Annotated in this window: 13 protein-coding genes; 2 read left to right on the top strand and 11 right to left on the bottom strand. The window is 66.1% G+C overall.

Going from position 1 to position 15,442, the window contains the following annotated elements:
• Positions 1 to 5 precede the first annotated feature (5 nt).
• The 5 genes from ACP156_RS15210 to ACP156_RS15190 are packed head-to-tail and all read right to left on the bottom strand — an operon-like array spanning position 6 to position 4,499.
• Entirely contained in the window at positions 6 to 716 is a 711-nt protein-coding gene (locus ACP156_RS15210) for an ABC transporter ATP-binding protein (protein WP_425052205.1), read from the bottom strand.
• On the bottom strand, positions 709 to 1,455 hold the full coding sequence (locus ACP156_RS15205) for an ABC transporter ATP-binding protein (protein ID WP_425052204.1): 747 nt from the start codon (positions 1,453 to 1,455) through the stop codon (positions 709 to 711). The genes ACP156_RS15210 and ACP156_RS15205 overlap by 8 nt, the downstream gene beginning before the upstream one ends.
• Positions 1,442 to 2,410: a branched-chain amino acid ABC transporter permease gene (locus ACP156_RS15200; protein ID WP_425052203.1), complete on the bottom strand. Its 969-nt coding sequence runs from the start codon at positions 2,408 to 2,410 to the stop codon at positions 1,442 to 1,444. Before ACP156_RS15200 ends, ACP156_RS15205 begins: the two co-directional genes overlap by 14 nt.
• 1 nt (position 2,411) lies before the next feature.
• Complete coding sequence (locus tag ACP156_RS15195) at positions 2,412 to 3,272, bottom strand: branched-chain amino acid ABC transporter permease (RefSeq protein WP_425052202.1); 861 nt, start codon at positions 3,270 to 3,272, stop codon at positions 2,412 to 2,414.
• 54 nt (positions 3,273 to 3,326) lie between these two features.
• Positions 3,327 to 4,499, bottom strand: a complete 1,173-nt coding sequence (locus ACP156_RS15190; protein ID WP_425052201.1) for an ABC transporter substrate-binding protein — start codon at positions 4,497 to 4,499, stop codon at positions 3,327 to 3,329.
• Positions 4,500 to 5,055: 556 nt separating this feature from the next.
• Between ACP156_RS15190 and ACP156_RS15185 the strand changes: the two genes are divergently transcribed.
• On the top strand, positions 5,056 to 6,051 hold the full coding sequence (locus tag ACP156_RS15185) for an ABC transporter substrate-binding protein (RefSeq protein ID WP_425052200.1): 996 nt from the start codon (positions 5,056 to 5,058) through the stop codon (positions 6,049 to 6,051).
• Positions 6,044 to 7,759, top strand: a complete 1,716-nt coding sequence (locus ACP156_RS15180; RefSeq protein WP_425052199.1) for an ABC transporter permease — start codon at positions 6,044 to 6,046, stop codon at positions 7,757 to 7,759. Before ACP156_RS15185 ends, ACP156_RS15180 begins: the two co-directional genes overlap by 8 nt.
• A gap of 33 nt (positions 7,760 to 7,792) precedes the next feature.
• Here the strand turns inward: ACP156_RS15180 and ACP156_RS15175 are convergent, their stop codons facing one another.
• The 6 genes from ACP156_RS15175 to mmsA form a co-directional block, all read right to left on the bottom strand.
• Positions 7,793 to 8,803 carry an ABC transporter ATP-binding protein gene (locus tag ACP156_RS15175; RefSeq protein ID WP_425052198.1) on the bottom strand — a complete coding sequence of 337 codons (1,011 nt, stop codon included), beginning with the start codon at positions 8,801 to 8,803 and terminating at the stop codon, positions 7,793 to 7,795.
• 109 nt (positions 8,804 to 8,912) lie between these two features.
• On the bottom strand, positions 8,913 to 9,827 hold the full coding sequence (locus tag ACP156_RS15170) for a dihydrodipicolinate synthase family protein (RefSeq protein ID WP_425052197.1): 915 nt from the start codon (positions 9,825 to 9,827) through the stop codon (positions 8,913 to 8,915).
• Positions 9,828 to 9,839: 12 nt separating this feature from the next.
• Positions 9,840 to 10,775: a Gfo/Idh/MocA family protein gene (locus ACP156_RS15165; protein ID WP_425052196.1), complete on the bottom strand. Its 936-nt coding sequence runs from the start codon at positions 10,773 to 10,775 to the stop codon at positions 9,840 to 9,842.
• A complete protein-coding gene (gene araD / locus ACP156_RS15160; protein ID WP_425052195.1) occupies positions 10,775 to 12,517 on the bottom strand; it encodes an L-arabinonate dehydratase in 1,743 nt (580 codons plus the stop codon). The genes ACP156_RS15165 and araD overlap by 1 nt, the downstream gene beginning before the upstream one ends.
• Positions 12,518 to 12,626: 109 nt before the next feature.
• A complete protein-coding gene (mmsB, locus tag ACP156_RS15155) occupies positions 12,627 to 13,835 on the bottom strand; it encodes a multiple monosaccharide ABC transporter permease (protein WP_425052194.1) in 1,209 nt (402 codons plus the stop codon).
• 10 nt (positions 13,836 to 13,845) lie between these two features.
• Complete coding sequence (gene mmsA, locus ACP156_RS15150; protein WP_425052193.1) at positions 13,846 to 15,366, bottom strand: multiple monosaccharide ABC transporter ATP-binding protein; 1,521 nt, start codon at positions 15,364 to 15,366, stop codon at positions 13,846 to 13,848.
• Positions 15,367 to 15,442 lie beyond the last annotated feature (76 nt).

Raw genomic sequence — 15,442 nt, 5'->3', positions numbered from 1 at the left:
CCTCCTTACGCCTCGACCCCGACACCGACGTGGCGGTGCAGCAGATCAGGGTTGCGTCTCAGGTCTTCTGCGGCGCCTTCCCAGACGACGGCGCCATTCGCCATCAGGATCGCCCGGGTCGCGAAGGCGAGCGCCGCCTCGGCATGTTGTTCGACCAGCACGACGGACCGCGTGCCATCGGCTGCCAAGTCCTCGAAAACGGACATCAGCTGTTCGCAGATCACCGGCGCCAGCCCTTCAAGCGGCTCGTCCAGCAGGATGATCTCGGGCCGGGTCATCAGGGTGCGGGCGATGGCCAGCATCTGTTGCTCGCCGCCCGACAGTTGCCGGCCGCCATTGCGGCGGCGCTCTTTCAGGCGCGGGAAAAGGGCATAGGCTTCGTCCAGCGAGGCATCGCCCCGCATCGCGGCCAGCAGGTTCTCTTCCACGCTGAGCGAGGCGAATATATCCCGCGTCTGCGGCACAAGACCGAGCCCCAGCGCATTACGGCGGAACGGGGCCAGCCGGTCGATGGGCTGGCCGCGCAGGCGGACGGACCCTTCGTGCAGCTTGGTCAGCCCCATGATCGTGCCCAGAAGCGTGGTCTTCCCCGCCCCGTTGCGCCCGATCACGGCAAGCCGTTCGCCGGCGCGGACATGCAGGTCGATGCCGCGCAGCACGTGGGTGGGGCCGTAACCGGCGGTGACGTTAACGAGATCCAGAACCGTGTCAGTCATGGCCGCCCCCAAGGTAAAGCTCGCGCACCTGCGCGTTTCCGGCGATCTCGGAGGGTGTGCCCTCGGTCAGGATGCGGCCCTGCACCAGCACCACGATCGAGCGGGCGACCTTGAAGACCAGATCCATGTCATGCTCGATCACCAGCACGGCCAGGTCTTCCGGCAGCCGTTCGATGGCGTCCGTGATCAGGTGCGTTTCGCTGGACGGCACGCCTGCGGCGGGTTCGTCGAGGATCAGCACACGAGGCTTCAGCGCCAGCGTCAGCGCCATCTCGACCAGCCGCTGCTGACCATAGGCCAGGTCGCGAACGGGACGGTCGGCCAGCGGTCCAAGATCGAACTGCGCGATAAGCGTGCCAATCTCGTCCTCCACCGCCGCATCGCCCGAGGCACGGCGGAACATCCGGAACCCGCGCCCTTCGCGTTCCAGGATCGGCAGGCGCAGGTTCTCGCGCACTGTCATCTCTGGGAACAGCGTGGTGATCTGGAAGGTCTTGGCGATGCCAAGTTTGACGCGATGCGCCTCGCCCATCCCGCCGATGTCCTGCCCATCGAAGCGGATCGTCCCGCCCGATGGCGCAAGGATGCCGGTGACGAGATTGGCGAAGGTGCTTTTCCCCGCCCCGTTCGGCCCGATCAGCGCCTTCCGGTCACCGGGCTTCAGGTCGAAGTCGATATTCTCCGACACCACCAGCCCGCCGAAGCGCTTGGACAGGCCGCGAACCTCAAGACCCTGCATGGCGACCTCCCTTGGCAAGCCGCTTCAGCGCGGGCGGCAGCGAGATCAGGCCGGCGGGCAGGAAGAACACCACAGCCAGCACCATCGCGCCGATCACGAAGAGCCAGTTGAACGGATCGTTGGCGGCGGCGGTGTGATGCACCCACATGAAGATCACCGTGCCGATCACCGCGCCGTACAGGCGCCCGGTGCCGCCGAGGATCAGCATGATCATCGCCTCGGCCGACAGCGCGAAGGAAAAGGTCTCCAGGCTGACCAGCTGGGTGATCTGCGCCGTCAGCGCCCCCGCGATCCCGGCGATGCCGCCGCCCAGCGTATAGGCCGCGTGGCGCCGCCAGTAGACCGGCGCGCCGATGGCCAGCATCCGTTCGGGGCTTTGGTGGATGCCGCGCAGCGACAGCCCGAAGGGCGAGCGCACCAGAACCGCCAGGAGGATCATCATCACGGCGGCCACGGCAAAGGCGTACCAGTACCCTGTGCGGCCGATGAAATCGAATTCCCAGATGCCCAGCACCGGTTGCATCCGGATACCGCGCAGCCCGTCGGCGCCGCCGGTGATGTCGCGGGCGCGGTTGGCGATCTCGGAACAGATCTGCGCCACCGCGATGGTCAGCATGATCAGCGTCAGCCCGTGCGTCCGCATCAACGCCAGCCCCGCAAGCGCCGCCAGCGCCGCCCCGGCAAGCGCCCCGATCAGCAGCCCCGCGACCGGGTCCGCCCAGACATGGATGGCGAACAGCCCCGCCGCATAGGCCCCGGCGCCGTACATGGCCGCCTGCCCCAACGTGGCGATCCCGGCGTAGCCAAGCACAAGGTCCAGCGACAGGACCAGCACGATCATGATCAGGATCCGCGTCAGGAACGCGAGGTTGAAGGGAAAGGCGAAGAAGGCCGCGACCGCGACGGCGATCATCAGGACGGCGGGCGCGTATTGCGATCCATATCGGCGCAGCATGTCAGGCGCTCCCCATAAGGCCGCGCGGGCGCACCGCGAGGAACAGGATGACGAAGCCGAAGAAGACGATGGTGGCGAGGTCCGGCACCAGATAGCGGCTGGCGGTCTCGATCACGCCGATGGCCAGCGCGGCGACGAACGAGCCAAGGATCGAGCCCATGCCGCCGATGGCGACCACGATCAGGAACAGCACCATGTAGCGCAGCGGGTAATAGGCGTCGATCGGCAGAAGCTCGGCCCCGAGAATGCCGCCCAGCGCCGCCAGCCCCGCGCCCAGCGCAAAGGTCAGCATGTAGATGCTGGACGTGTTGATCCCGATGGCAGAGGCGGAGTCTCGGTTGTCCACGGCAGCGCGCAGACGGATACCAAAGCGGGTGCGGTCCAGCAGGCCCCACAGCCCGGCGATCACCACCAGCCCGACGACGATCACGGCGGCGCGGTGGGCGGTCAGCTGGCGGAAGCCAAGATCGACCGTCTGGCGCAGGGCGGGCGGCAGTTCTATCGGCAGCAGGGTCGAGCCCAGCAGGTAGTTCACCGAAGCGATCATCAGGAAGGTCAGCCCGATGGTGGCCAGCACCTGCTGCAGTTCGCCAAAGCCGTAGATCCGGCGGTAGAGCACGCGTTCCAGCGGCAGGGCGATCAGCACGGTTCCGGCGATGGCCAAAGGCGCGGCCAGCCAGAAGCCCAGTCCCAGTTCCGCTCCCAGCCAATGCGCCAGCGCGCCACCGATCAGGGCGAAACCGCCGTGGGCAAGGTTCACCACCCGCATCAGCCCCATGGTTACCGACAGGCCGACGGCGATCATGAACAGGATCATGCCGTAGGCGATGCCATCGACCGCGATGTTCAGAAGAAGATCCATTGGTTCTCACCCAACCGTGCCGCCGGGCCGGAAACGACCGGCCCGGCGCTTCGGTTATTGGTCCCAGCCAAGATCGCCGACGGTGGCGATCACGCCCTTCTCGGCGTTCTCAAGCAGTCCGGTCTCGGCATTGCGCTCGACCTCACGGATATAGACGTTCTGGATGACCGTCCGGGTTTCCGGGTCCATCGTCAGCGGACCGCGCGGGCTTTCCCATTCCATGCCCAGCACGGCCTCGACGGCGGCGGGGCCATCGCTTCCGGCGGCCTTCACCATCTCGTAGATCAGGTGCACGCCATCATAGGCGCCGACCGACGCCCAGTTGATGATCCCGTCCGGGTGCAACTCGTGCAGCTTGGCCTGAAACTCGCGGTTCAGGTCGGAATCGTGGGCGGCGGAATAGTGATAGGCGGTGGTCAGGCCGATCGCCATGTCGCCCAGCCCCTGAAGGTTCGACTCTTCCGTCTCGGCGGTGCCAAGGAACATGATGCCCGCATCGCGCAAGCCGTTCTCGTTGTAGGTCTTGGTATAGGTGAAGGTGGGCGGGCCACCCGGCAGGAAGGCAAAGACCGCGTCGGGCGCCTGATCCTTCACGCTTTGGATGACAGGCGTGAAATCGGTGGTCGACAGCGGCATGCGGATGGTGTCGACAACCTCGCCGCCCTTCGCCTCGAACGCCGCCTTGAACGAGACCTCTGCGTCAATGCCCGGACCATAGTCGCTGACCGTCGTCACGACCGTCCGCAGCCCCTGATCATAGGCCCATTCCGCCATCGGTGCGGAAACCTGCCAAAGCGTATAGCTGGTGCGCAGGAAGAAGGGGCTTTCCTTGTTGATGACCGACGTCGCGGCATTGAAAATAACCGTCGGGGTCTCGGACTGGGTGATGATCGGCCCGACCGCCAGCGCGTTGGGCGTGAAGGTGAACCCGGCAAGGTAATCCACCTGTTCACGGATCAGCAGCTCCTGCGCCAGACTGCGGGACTGGTCCGGGTTCACGCCGCCCACGTCCTTGTAAATGAACTCGATCTCGTGCTCGCCTGCGCTGGCCCCGTTCTGGGCCACGTAGGTCTCGATGGCCTGCTGGTACTGGATGCCATACTGGGCGAAGGGGCCCGAGAACGGCGCGATCACACCGACCTTGATCGTATCCGCCGCCGCACCGGACGCCGCGAATAGACCAAGGGCCAGACCGATTGCGCCGGCCGTCTTGCGTGTTGTGTTCATGTCTTCCTCCCTGTGGCGGCCTGTTCGCCGGCCGCCCTGTGTGCCCCTCCTCCAGGGGCTGGACAAAGCTCTACCGTCCGGCGCCCGCACCGATGCGACCGCCGACACGTGCTTCGTGTCGTTGTGGCAGGAACTGCCGCTTGGATGCCGGTGCCCGGGTCGCCCGGACACGCGGCTTGATCTACTGGCGTGAGGTTCCGCTTTGGTTCGGCCATGCGACCAGAGCACGGTCGCGCGCAGATGCGCGCAATCGTTTGGTCCCGACCTGAAAGCTGTCCTCCCTCGCGCCGCCCTCCAGCAGCGCTTGTTGATTCCTCAACATGAACACCGTAGCGATGGACGAGATGATTTGTCAACACGCAGGCAAGGCGGGCGCAGCGACCGCCAGCCCGTCTGCGCAAGCGTCCGATGAAGGATCGCCACGAAGGCCCGAACCGGGCGGCGCCCCGTTACCCACAGGCGACCTGCAAACTGTCAAGGAAGTGCAACACTCCGCTGCTAGCCAGCCTCGGAGCAACCTCTCACGCTCCGAACCGCAGACACATACGGGACACCCATGAAACGCAAACTCCTGACCGCCGCGCTTGTCGCCGGCCTGTCCACGACCGCCCTGCCCACCGTTCTCCTGGCGCAGGACGTGTCGGGCAGGCTGGTTCTTTACACCTCGCAACCGAACGAAGACGCCCAGAAGACCGTCGACGCCTTCATGGCGAAGTACCCCGAGGTCGAGGTCGAGTGGTTCCGTGAAGGCACGACGAAGGTGATGGCCAAGCTTCTTGCCGAGTTCGAAGCCGGCCAGCCGCAGCCCGACGTTCTGCTGATCGCCGACATGGTCACGATGGAATCGCTGGAAGCCGACGGTCGCCTGATGGCCTACACCGAGGCAGATACCTCGGCTTACGACCCCGCGCTGATGGATGACGAGGGCCACTATTTCTCGACCAAGCTGATCACCACCGGCATCATCTACAACACCGAAGCGCCGATGGTGCCGACCTCTTACGCCGATCTGCTGAAGCCGGAAGCCAAGGGCATGATCGCGATGCCGTCGCCGCTGACTTCTGGCGCCGCGACGATCCACATGGCCGCGCTGACTGCCGACCCGTCGCTGGGCTGGGCGTTCTACGAAGGCCTCGCCGAGCAGGGCGCCAACCCGCAGGGCGGCAACGGCGGCACCTACAACGCGATCGCGGGCGGCGAGAAGCTGTACGGCTTCGTCGTCGACTTCCTGCCGATCCGCGAGAAGATGAACGGCGCACCGGTCGAGTTCGTCTTCCCCGAGGAAGGCGTCTCGGCGGTGACCGAGCCGGTTGCGATCCTGTCGACCGCCCAGAACCCCGACGCCGCGAAGGCCTTCGTCGACTTCCTGATCTCGGAAGAAGGTCAGCAGCTGGCGTCCGAGATGGGCTATCTGCCCGCGCACCCGGCCGTCTCGCCGCCAGAGGGCTTCCCGTCGCTGGACGAGATCAAGCTGATGGGCTTCGACCCGGCCGCGGCGCTGGCGAACGATCAGGACAACAAGGAACGGTTCGTCGAAATCTTCGGTGGCTAAGATCCTGACGTCAGTGTCGCGGCGCGGCGAGGGGCTGTCCCTCGCCGCGCTTTGCCTTTTCGCGCTGGTGCTGTTCGTCGTGCCCCTGGGCCTTCTGGCGCGCGTCGGCCTGACCGATGGCGCCCTGCCCTCGCTTGCGCCGCTGATCGAGGCGCTGGCGAGCGGCTCGGTTCAGCGCGCCGCATGGCACAGCTTTGAAAGCTCGGCCATTTCCGGTCTTGCGGCGCTGGTCCTCGGTACCGCTCTGGCGCTGGTCATCGGGTTGACCGACGTGCGCGCCAAAGGCTTGCTGGTGTTCCTGCTGCTCTTGCCGATGATGATCCCGCCGCAGGTGACCGCCATCGCGTGGGTGCAGGCGCTTGGTCCCGGCAGCCCTGTGCTGAACTGGCTGTCGCTTGCGCCCCCCGTGGGCAGCCCGCATCCTCTGTACACCCCTTTCGGCGTGATGCTGCTTTTGACGGTCCAGCACACGCCTTTGGTCTTCCTCGTGGTGCTGGCCGCCCTGCGCACCCTCCCGCGCGAGATGGTCGAGGCCGCCCGCATCGCCGGCGCCCGCCCCACGCGCCTGCTGAGGCGCATCCTGCTGCCGCTGCTGGCCCCGACACTGGTCGCGGCCTTCATGCTGGCCTTCGTATCGGCGCTTGGCAATTTCGGCATTCAGGCGATCCTCGGCATCCCCGCGCGCTACACGACGCTGCCGGTGCTGATCTGGCAAAGGCTGTCGAGTTTCGGACCGCGTGTGCTGACCGATGTGGCCGTCATCTCGATCCTTCTGGCCATCGTGGCCGTCGCCGCAATCGCCCTGCAGGCATGGCTGCAACGCCGGTTCCGCGCCCAGGTCTCCGGTCCGCCGCAGCCCCCCTTGCGCATTGCCCTGCGCCGGACCCGTCCGCTGGCGGAGGGCGCGCTGGCGGCCTACATCGCCGCGACGCTGGTCCTGCCGCTGATGGCGCTGACCGCCACCGCGCTGGTCAAGACCTATGGCGTGCCCTTGAACGCCGAGACGCTGACCTTCGGCAACTTCGCCGAGATCCTGTTCCGGCAGTCGTCCACTGTCCGCGCTTTCACCAACTCCACCCTGACCGCCGCCGCGGCTGCGCTGGTGCTGGCGTCGGTATCCGTGCTGGTGGCCTATGCCCTGTCGCGGCGCGCCCGGCTTCCGCGCGTGGTCGGCGGAACGCTGGCAACGCTGGCGGACGTCAGCTATGCGATTCCGGGTCTCGTGATCTCTATCGCATTCATCCTGACCTTCATCCGACCGCTGCCTCTGCTGAATGTGTCGCTTTACAATACGATGGCGATCATATTCCTCGCCTATCTCACCGCCTTCCTGTCGATCACCCTGAAGCCTGTGGTCGCCGCCTTCGGACAGCTCGACCCGGCGCTGGACGATGCCGCGCGAGTGTCGGGGGCCGGGTTCGGCCGACGCATGGCGCGGATTTTTGCGCCGCTGATGGCGCCGGCGGCGGCCTCGGGCGCGATCCTGATGTTCCTGACGGCGTACAACGAGGTCACGGTGTCCGCGCTTTTGTGGTCCACGGGGAACGAGACGATCGGGACGGCGATCTTCAACTACGAAGACGGCGGCTATACCACGCTGGCGTCGGCGATGTCCTGCGTGACCGTGCTGGCAACCGTCGTGCTGATGGCCGTGCTCGATCGGGCCGGTCGGAAGCTGCCTGCCGGCGTGGTGCCCTGGCGGATCTGATCAAGCTCGGGTCCGGACGGGCCCGAAACATCGCTAGCCGGGCAGAACCCAACCGCCGGAAAGTGTGACGCGCAGGGTGTCGCCATCCCGCAGCGGCGCGGTCGCATGAACGGGGATCGGCTCGGACAGCCCCTCGACCCGCGCACGGGCTTCCCAGCCGCCGCCCCGGTAGAAAGCAGCCTCTAGCCGTGCCGGCGTTCCGTCGCCAAGCCGCACGTCGCCCGGTCGGACCACCAGCCGCGCGGGCCCGTCCGCCGCAGCGACCGGCGCGCTGAGCGGCCCGACCCGCGCAATACCGTTGGCGACGACGGCATCCAGCACCGCCGCCTGCCCGATGAAACGGGCCACGGCCTCGGTCGCGGGACGGTCGTGAATCTCTTGCGGCGGAGCGACCTGTAGGAAATGCCCCTCGCCCATCACCGCGATACGATCGGCCAGCGCCATCGCCTCGCGCTGATCGTGGGTGATGTACAGCGTGGTCACCCCGGCCTCACGATGGAAGCGTGAGATCTCGACCTCCATCCGCCCGCGCAGGTGTGGGTCGAGGTTCGCCAGCGGTTCGTCCATCAGGATCGTGCGCGCACCGCCCGCAAGACAGCGCGCCAGCGCCACGCGCTGCCGCTGCCCGCCCGACAGCGCAGCGGGTTGCCGCTCTGCCAGCGGCCCCAGCGCCACGGTCTCAAGATGCCGGTCCGCCTGCCGCCGTGCCTCGGCCCGCGAAGCGCCGCCCGCTTCCGCCGGAAAGGCGACGTTGTCGCGCACCGACATATGCGGCCACAGAGCATAGGACTGGAACACGACGCCTACCGCGCGATCCTCTGGGGCGACATGAACATCCGGGCTCGAGACCAGCCGCCCGTCCAGCCGCACCTCGCCCGCGTCGATGCGCTCAAGCCCGGCAACAAGGCGCAGCAGGCTGGACTTGCCGCAGCCCGAGGGGCCCAGCACGACGAAGAACTCGCCATCGGCAAGATCGACGCTGACGCCGTTCACCGCCTTGTGCTTGCCGAAAGTCTTTTCCGCGCCGCTGATCTCGACCGACATGCTTCCCGCCCCGCCAGAACGCGGCACCGCTAGCGCCCCGCGCGGGACGCCGCAAGGCGCGGCGCGGGGTTGTCAGAAAAGCTTCACACTGGAACCGGGCGGCCCCGGCCTACTTGCCCCACTTCATCGCGATCAGGTCCAGTTCGCGCGACAGCGACAGCAGGCGATCCTTGGTACGCTGCGACATCGGCTTCAGCGGGTGGCGGACATGGTCGGACCCGATCACGCCGCCTTCCATGAACACCGTCTTGCAGGCGCGCAGGCCGCACTGGCGGTTCTCGTGATTGATCAGCGGCAGGCATTTGCCCCATTGGGCCAGCGCCGCGTCCTTGTCGCCGGCAAGGTAGTTGGTGACGATGGGCCGAATGTGTTCGCACTGAAGGCCCGAGGTCATCGTCGCCGTCGCGCCCGCGTCAAGGTCGGCCAGAAGCGTCACCGCCTCCTCACCGTCCCACGGCCCGAGGATGTTGTCGCCACCCGCCTCGATCAGCGCCGCCAGCTTGTCGGCGGCGAAGGGGCACTCGATCTTGAAGTAGCTGACGTATTCTAGGTCTTTCGCCATTTTCGCCAGCAGCGGCACCGACAGGGTGACGCCCGACAGCGGCGCGTCCTGCACCATGACATCGATGCCGACCTCGTTCACCGCCGCGAACTGCTCGTAAATGCCAGTGTCGTCGCCCTTCAGCGCCGCGCCATGGTACGGCGGCATCATCATGACCATCGCCGCGCCCATCTCTTTCGCGGCCTTCGCGCGCTCGACCACGATGCCGGTGTAGAAATGGCTGATCGTGACGATCACCGGCACCCGGCCCGCGACGTGTTCGAGGCTGATCTTCATCAGCGTCGCGCGTTCCTCGTCCGACAGCACAAATTGCTCGGAATAGTTGGCGAGGATGCAGATCGCATCGACACCCTGATCGATCAGACAGTCGAGCACGCGGCGCATGCCCTCTTCGTCGACGCGGCCATCGGCGTGGAAGGGCGTCGGAGCGACGGGAAGGATGCCGGTCAGCGGTTGGGTCATGGGTGGATCCTCTTACCAGTGGAACGGGGCCACGACCTTGCGGCGCCCAAGTGTGAAGGCGTCCGCGACGTGACGCATGGGGGACAGATCGACATCGCGTTGACCTGTCGCCAGAAGTTCGGCGAAGCGGGCGTACAGCGCGGGGTACTCGCCCTGAAGCTCGGGGCCGCGATGGGCGTCGACCTCGACACCGTCAATGGTCAGGCGCGCGCCGCCCTCGCTTAGCAGCGCATAGCCCCTGTCGGTCTCGATGTGCATGTCCCATTCCGGCGGGCCGTCCTTCAGCCAGTCGAACTGTGCCGACACCCGCGCCCCGCCGGGGTCGCAGAAGGTAAGATCGGCCGCGACCGGCGTGTCCCGGTTCTCGGGAAAGTGCAGGTCCGCGCCGCGCAGGAACAGGCCGCGCGGGAATATCTCGGTCAGCACCGACAGCGCGTTGATGCCGGGGTCGAACACGCCAAGGCCGCCGGCCTCCCAGATCCAGTCCTGCCCCGGATGCCAAAACCGCACGTCTTCCTTCCAACGCACCTCGAGGCTGTGAATGCGCCGGTCGGCCAGCCACGCCTTTGCCGCCGAAACCGAGGCCGCGTGACGCGAATGCCACGTGGCGTAGAAAACACGACCCTGATCGGCCGCCAAAGCCTCGAGATCGTGGACTTCGCTCAGCGTCGCGCCGGGCGGTTTCTCGATCATCAGATGCTTGCCCGCTTCCAGCGCCATCCGGGCGTCGTCGTAACGGACGTGCGGAGGGGTGCACAGCGAGACGCAGGTCACGTCCGGGCGCGCCTTCAGAAGCGAACCGAGATCCTCGAACCGGTCCACGCCCTCGACGCCCGCATTGCGGCTGGCCGTCGCGACAAGCTCGAAGTCGTCGCTGGCCGCCAAAGTGGGAATGTGCTGGTCGCGGGCGATCTTGCCCACGCCGACAATCGCGATCTTGTGCGCCATCAGTGCGAGTCCTTCGGTACGGCCGCCCCCCGGCAGCCCTTGAGAAAGTCGAAATCGGCCCCGGTATCAGCGCCCTCGACATGGTCGTGGAACATCTTCGCGTAGCCGGCGGCGGGCACTTCGGGCGGTCCCTGCCATTCGGCGAGCCGCGCCGCGATCTCTTCGTCCGTCAGGTCGAGATGCAACCGGCGCTCGGCCACGTCCAGCTCGATCATGTCACCGTCCCGCACGATGGCCAAAGGCCCGCCCCGCGCCGCCTCGGGCGAGGCGTGCAGCACCACGGTGCCGTAGGCGGTGCCCGACATGCGGGCGTCGCTGATGCGGACCATGTCGGTGATCCCCTTCTTCAGCACCTTGGGCGGCAGGCCCATGTTCCCGACCTCGGCCATGCCGGGATAACCCTTGGGGCCACAGTTCTTCAGGACCATCACGCAGGTCTCGTCGATGTCCAGCGCCTCGTCGTTGATCTTGCGCTTGTAGTCGTCGATGTCCTCGAACACCACGGCCCGGCCCCGGTGCTTCATCAGTGCGGGGCTGGCCGCGGACGGCTTCAGCACCGCCCCTGCGGGCGCAAGGTTGCCGCGCAGCACCGCGATGCCGCCCTGCTGGGTCAATGCCTTTTCGACGGGCAGAATCACGTCCTCGTTCCAGTTGCGGACGTCCTTCACCTCGTCCCACACGGTTTCGCCCGACACGGTCAGCGCGTCCTTGTGCAACTGCCCCGCCTCGCCCAGCCGCTTCAGCACGACGGGCAGGCCACCGGCATAGAAGAATTCCTCCATCAGGTATTTGCCCGAGGGCATCAGGTTCACGATGGTCGGAACGTCTCGGCCCAGACGGTCCCAGTCGTCCAGCGTCAGGTCGATGCCCACGCGGCCCGCCATCGCCATCAGGTGAATGACGGCGTTGGTGGACCCGCCGATGGCGCCATTGGTGCGGATCGCGTTCTCGAACGCCTGTTTGGTCATGATGTCCGACGGCTTCAGATCGTCCTTCACCATCTGCACGATGCGCCGTCCGGACATCTGCGCCATCACCCGGCGGCGGGCATCGACGCCCGGAATGGCCGCGTTGCCCGACAGCGCCATTCCCAGCGCCTCGGCCATGCTGGCCATCGTGGACGCGGTGCCCATCGTGTTGCAGGTGCCCGACGACCGGCTCATCGCCTGTTCGGCTTCGAGAAAATCCTCGGTCGTCATCTTGCCGGCCTTGATGTCCTCGGACATCTGCCACAGCGCCGTTCCCGACCCCACGCGCTCGCTCCGGAACCAGCCGTTCAGCATCGGTCCGCCCGTCACCACGATCGACGGCAAGTCGGTCGAGGCCGCGCCCATGATCAGCGAGGGCGTGGTCTTGTCGCAGCCCACCAGCAGCACTGCGCCGTCGATCGGCTGTGCGCGCATCGTCTCTTCCACGGCCAGCGCGGCAAGGTTGCGGTACATCATCGCCGTAGGGCGATAGGTGTTCTCGGATGCCGAGAACACCGGGACCTCGACAGGGAAGCCGCCGGCCTCCCACACACCCGCCTTCACCTTCTCGGCCAGTTCGCGCAGGTGACCGTTGCAAGGCGTCAGGTCTGACCAGGTGTTCAGAATGCCGATCACCGGACGCCCGTCGAACAGGTCGTGCGGGTAGCCTTGGTTCTTCAGCCAGCCGCGGTGATAGATGTTGTCCCGCGACGTGCCGCCGTACCACTCCTGCGAGCGCAGCTTGCGGGGCCATTCGGCAGGCTTGAAGGTCATGTTTCCAGCTCCTGTCCCGTCGGGGACCTGTACCTGACGGCGCCAGACGCACCGTCCTGACTCCCTCCTCCTTCAAGGGGGAGGGTTGGGGAGGGGGGAAGCGCCCGCCCTACCCCTGCTTTTGCTTGTTGTAGACGTCGAAGATCACGGCGGCCAAAAGCACCAGACCCTTGATCACCTGCTGATAGTCGATGCCGATCCCCATGATCGACATGCCGTTGTTCATCACGCCCATGATGAAGGCCCCGACCACCGCGCCGACGATCTTGCCGACGCCGCCCGACATCGAGGCGCCGCCGATGAACACCGCCGCGATCACGTCCAGTTCCAGCGCGAAGCCGGCCTTGGGCGTCGCCGTGTTCAGGCGGGCCGCGAAGATCAGGCCGGCGAGCGCGGCAAGGAAGCCCATGTTGACGAAGGTCAGGAAGGTCAGCCGTTCGGTCGCGATGCCCGACAGCTTGGCGGCCTTCTTGTTTCCGCCCAGCGCATAGATCCGCCGGCCCAGCGTCGTCTGCTCGGTGATGAAGGCGTAGATGATGAACAGCACGCCCATGGTGATCAGCACGTTCGGCAGGCCCCGGAAGGTCGACAGCTTGTAGACGAGGAACATAAACGCCCCGGCCACGATGGCGTTGCGAACCACGAAGAAGGGCATCGGTTCCGCCTCGATCCCGTAGGCCACGTTGCGGTTGCGCTTGCGCAGGCCGGTCCAGACGATGATCGCCACCACCACCGCGCCGACGACCAGCGCGGTCACATTCGGGCGGTTCACCCCGAACAGGTCAGGAATGAAGCCCGTCGAAAGAGCCTGGAACTCGCGCGGGAACGGACCGATGGACTGGCCCTGCAGCAGCCACAGCGACAGGCCGCGGAACACCAGCATCCCGGCCAGCGTCACGATGAACGAGGGGATGTTCCAGTACGCGACCCAATAGCCCTGAGCCGCGCCGATCAGGACGCCCACCAGCAGGCAGGCGGGGATGGCCATGTAGACGGACCAGTCCCAGTTCACGATCATCACCGCCGCCAGAGCCCCGATGAAGCCCATCACGGACCCTACCGACAGGTCGATGTTGCCGCCGACGATGACGATCAGCATCCCCAGCGCCATGATGATGATATAGCTGTTCTGCAGGAACAGGTTGGTGATGTTGATCGGCCGCATCAGGGTGCCGCCGGTCACGATCTCGAAGAAGACCATGATCGCGATCAGAGCGAACAGCAGCCCGAATTCGCGCATGTGACCCAGAAGATAGCCGGACAGGCCCTTGCCGCCTGCCTCTGCCTGCCCCTCGTTGGGGGAAACCGTGTCGGACATTCCTGCCTCCCTATTCGGTGACGATGAGCGACATGATGCGCTCTTGGCTGGCTTCGGCGGCGGTCAGTTCGCCGACGAATTCGCCTTCGTTCATGACGTAGATGCGGTCGCACATGCCCAGCAGTTCGGGCATCTCGGACGAGATCATCAGCACGCCTTTCCCCTCGCGGGAGAGATCGTTGATGATGTTGTAGATTTCATATTTCGCGCCAACATCAATGCCGCGCGTGGGCTCGTCGAGGATCAGCACCTCGGGCCCGGCAAACAGCCACTTTGACAGTACGACCTTCTGCTGATTGCCGCCCGACAGGTTCATGACCCGCTGCACCACGCTGGGCGTGCGGATGTTCATGGCCTTGCGGTAGCGCTCGGCGACTTTGGTTTCCTCGGCGCCGTTGAGCACGCCGCTCGAGGACACGCCGGGCAGGTTCGCCAGCGTGATGTTGGTCTGGATTGTCTCTTCGAGGATCAGCCCAAGTTCCTTGCGGTCCTCGGTGACATAGGCCAGCCCGCTGTCGATGGCGCTGCGCACGCTCGACGTGTTGATCGGCTGGCCCCGCAGGAAGACCTCGCCGCTGATGTTCTGACCGTAGCTGCCGCCGAAGATGCTCATCGCCAGCTCGGTACGGCCCGCGCCCATGAGGCCCGCGATGCCCACGACCTCGCCCGCGCGGACGGTGAAGTTCACGTCCTGCACGATCTGGCGCTCGGAATGCTCGGGGTGGAAGACGTTCCAGTTCTTCACCTCGAACAGTACCTCTCCTGCCCGGCGCTCGCGATCGGGATAGCGGTGCGACATATCCCGCCCGACCATGTCGCGGACGATCCGGTCTTCGGTGACCTTCTCGGTCTTCGCGTCGATGGTCGACACGGTAGACCCGTCGCGGATCACCGTGATCGAGTCCGCCACCCGCCGCACCTCGTTCAGCTTGTGGCTGATGATGATCGAGGTGACGCCCTGCGCCTTCAGTTCCAGCAGGAGGTCCAGCAGCGCCTGACTGTCGGATTCCGACAGCGCGGCGGTCGGTTCGTCGAGGATCAGCAGCCGCACGTCCTTTGCCAGCGCCTTGGCGATCTCGACAAGCTGCTGCTTGCCGACGCCGATCTTGTCGACCAGCGTGCCCGGCGCTTCCTTCAGGCCGACACGGCGCAGCAGTTCCTCGGACCGGCGGAAGGTCTCCTGCCAGTTCATGATGCCGCCCTTGGCGCGCTCGTTGCCGAGAAACAGGTTCTCGGCGATCGACAGAAGCGGCACCAGCGCCAGCTCCTGGTGAATGATGATGATCCCTTCGCGCTCGCTGTCCGAGATGCCCGCGAACCGGGCCGGATTGCCCGCATACAGGATCTCGCCGTCGTACGAGCCGTGGGGATAGACGCCGGAGAGAACCTTCATCAGCGTCGACTTGCCGGCGCCGTTCTCGCCGACGAGGGCGTGGATCTCGCCCTCCTGAACCCGGAGGTTGACCTCGTCCAGCGCCTTCACGCCGGGAAAGGTCTTGGTGATGCTCTGCATCTCCAGCAGCGTGCCCATCGGGCTCCCCCCTAAGAATGTCTTCTGAATTCCGTGTGCCCCTGCCCTGTTGCGGGCAGGGGCGAAGTCACGTCGC

The organism is Psychromarinibacter sp. S121 (assembly GCF_049801035.1).
GTDB lineage: Bacteria > Pseudomonadota > Alphaproteobacteria > Rhodobacterales > Rhodobacteraceae > Psychromarinibacter.
The sequence above is the reverse complement of the archived record's forward strand: the minus strand, read 5'-3'. Positions and strand labels throughout refer to the sequence as shown.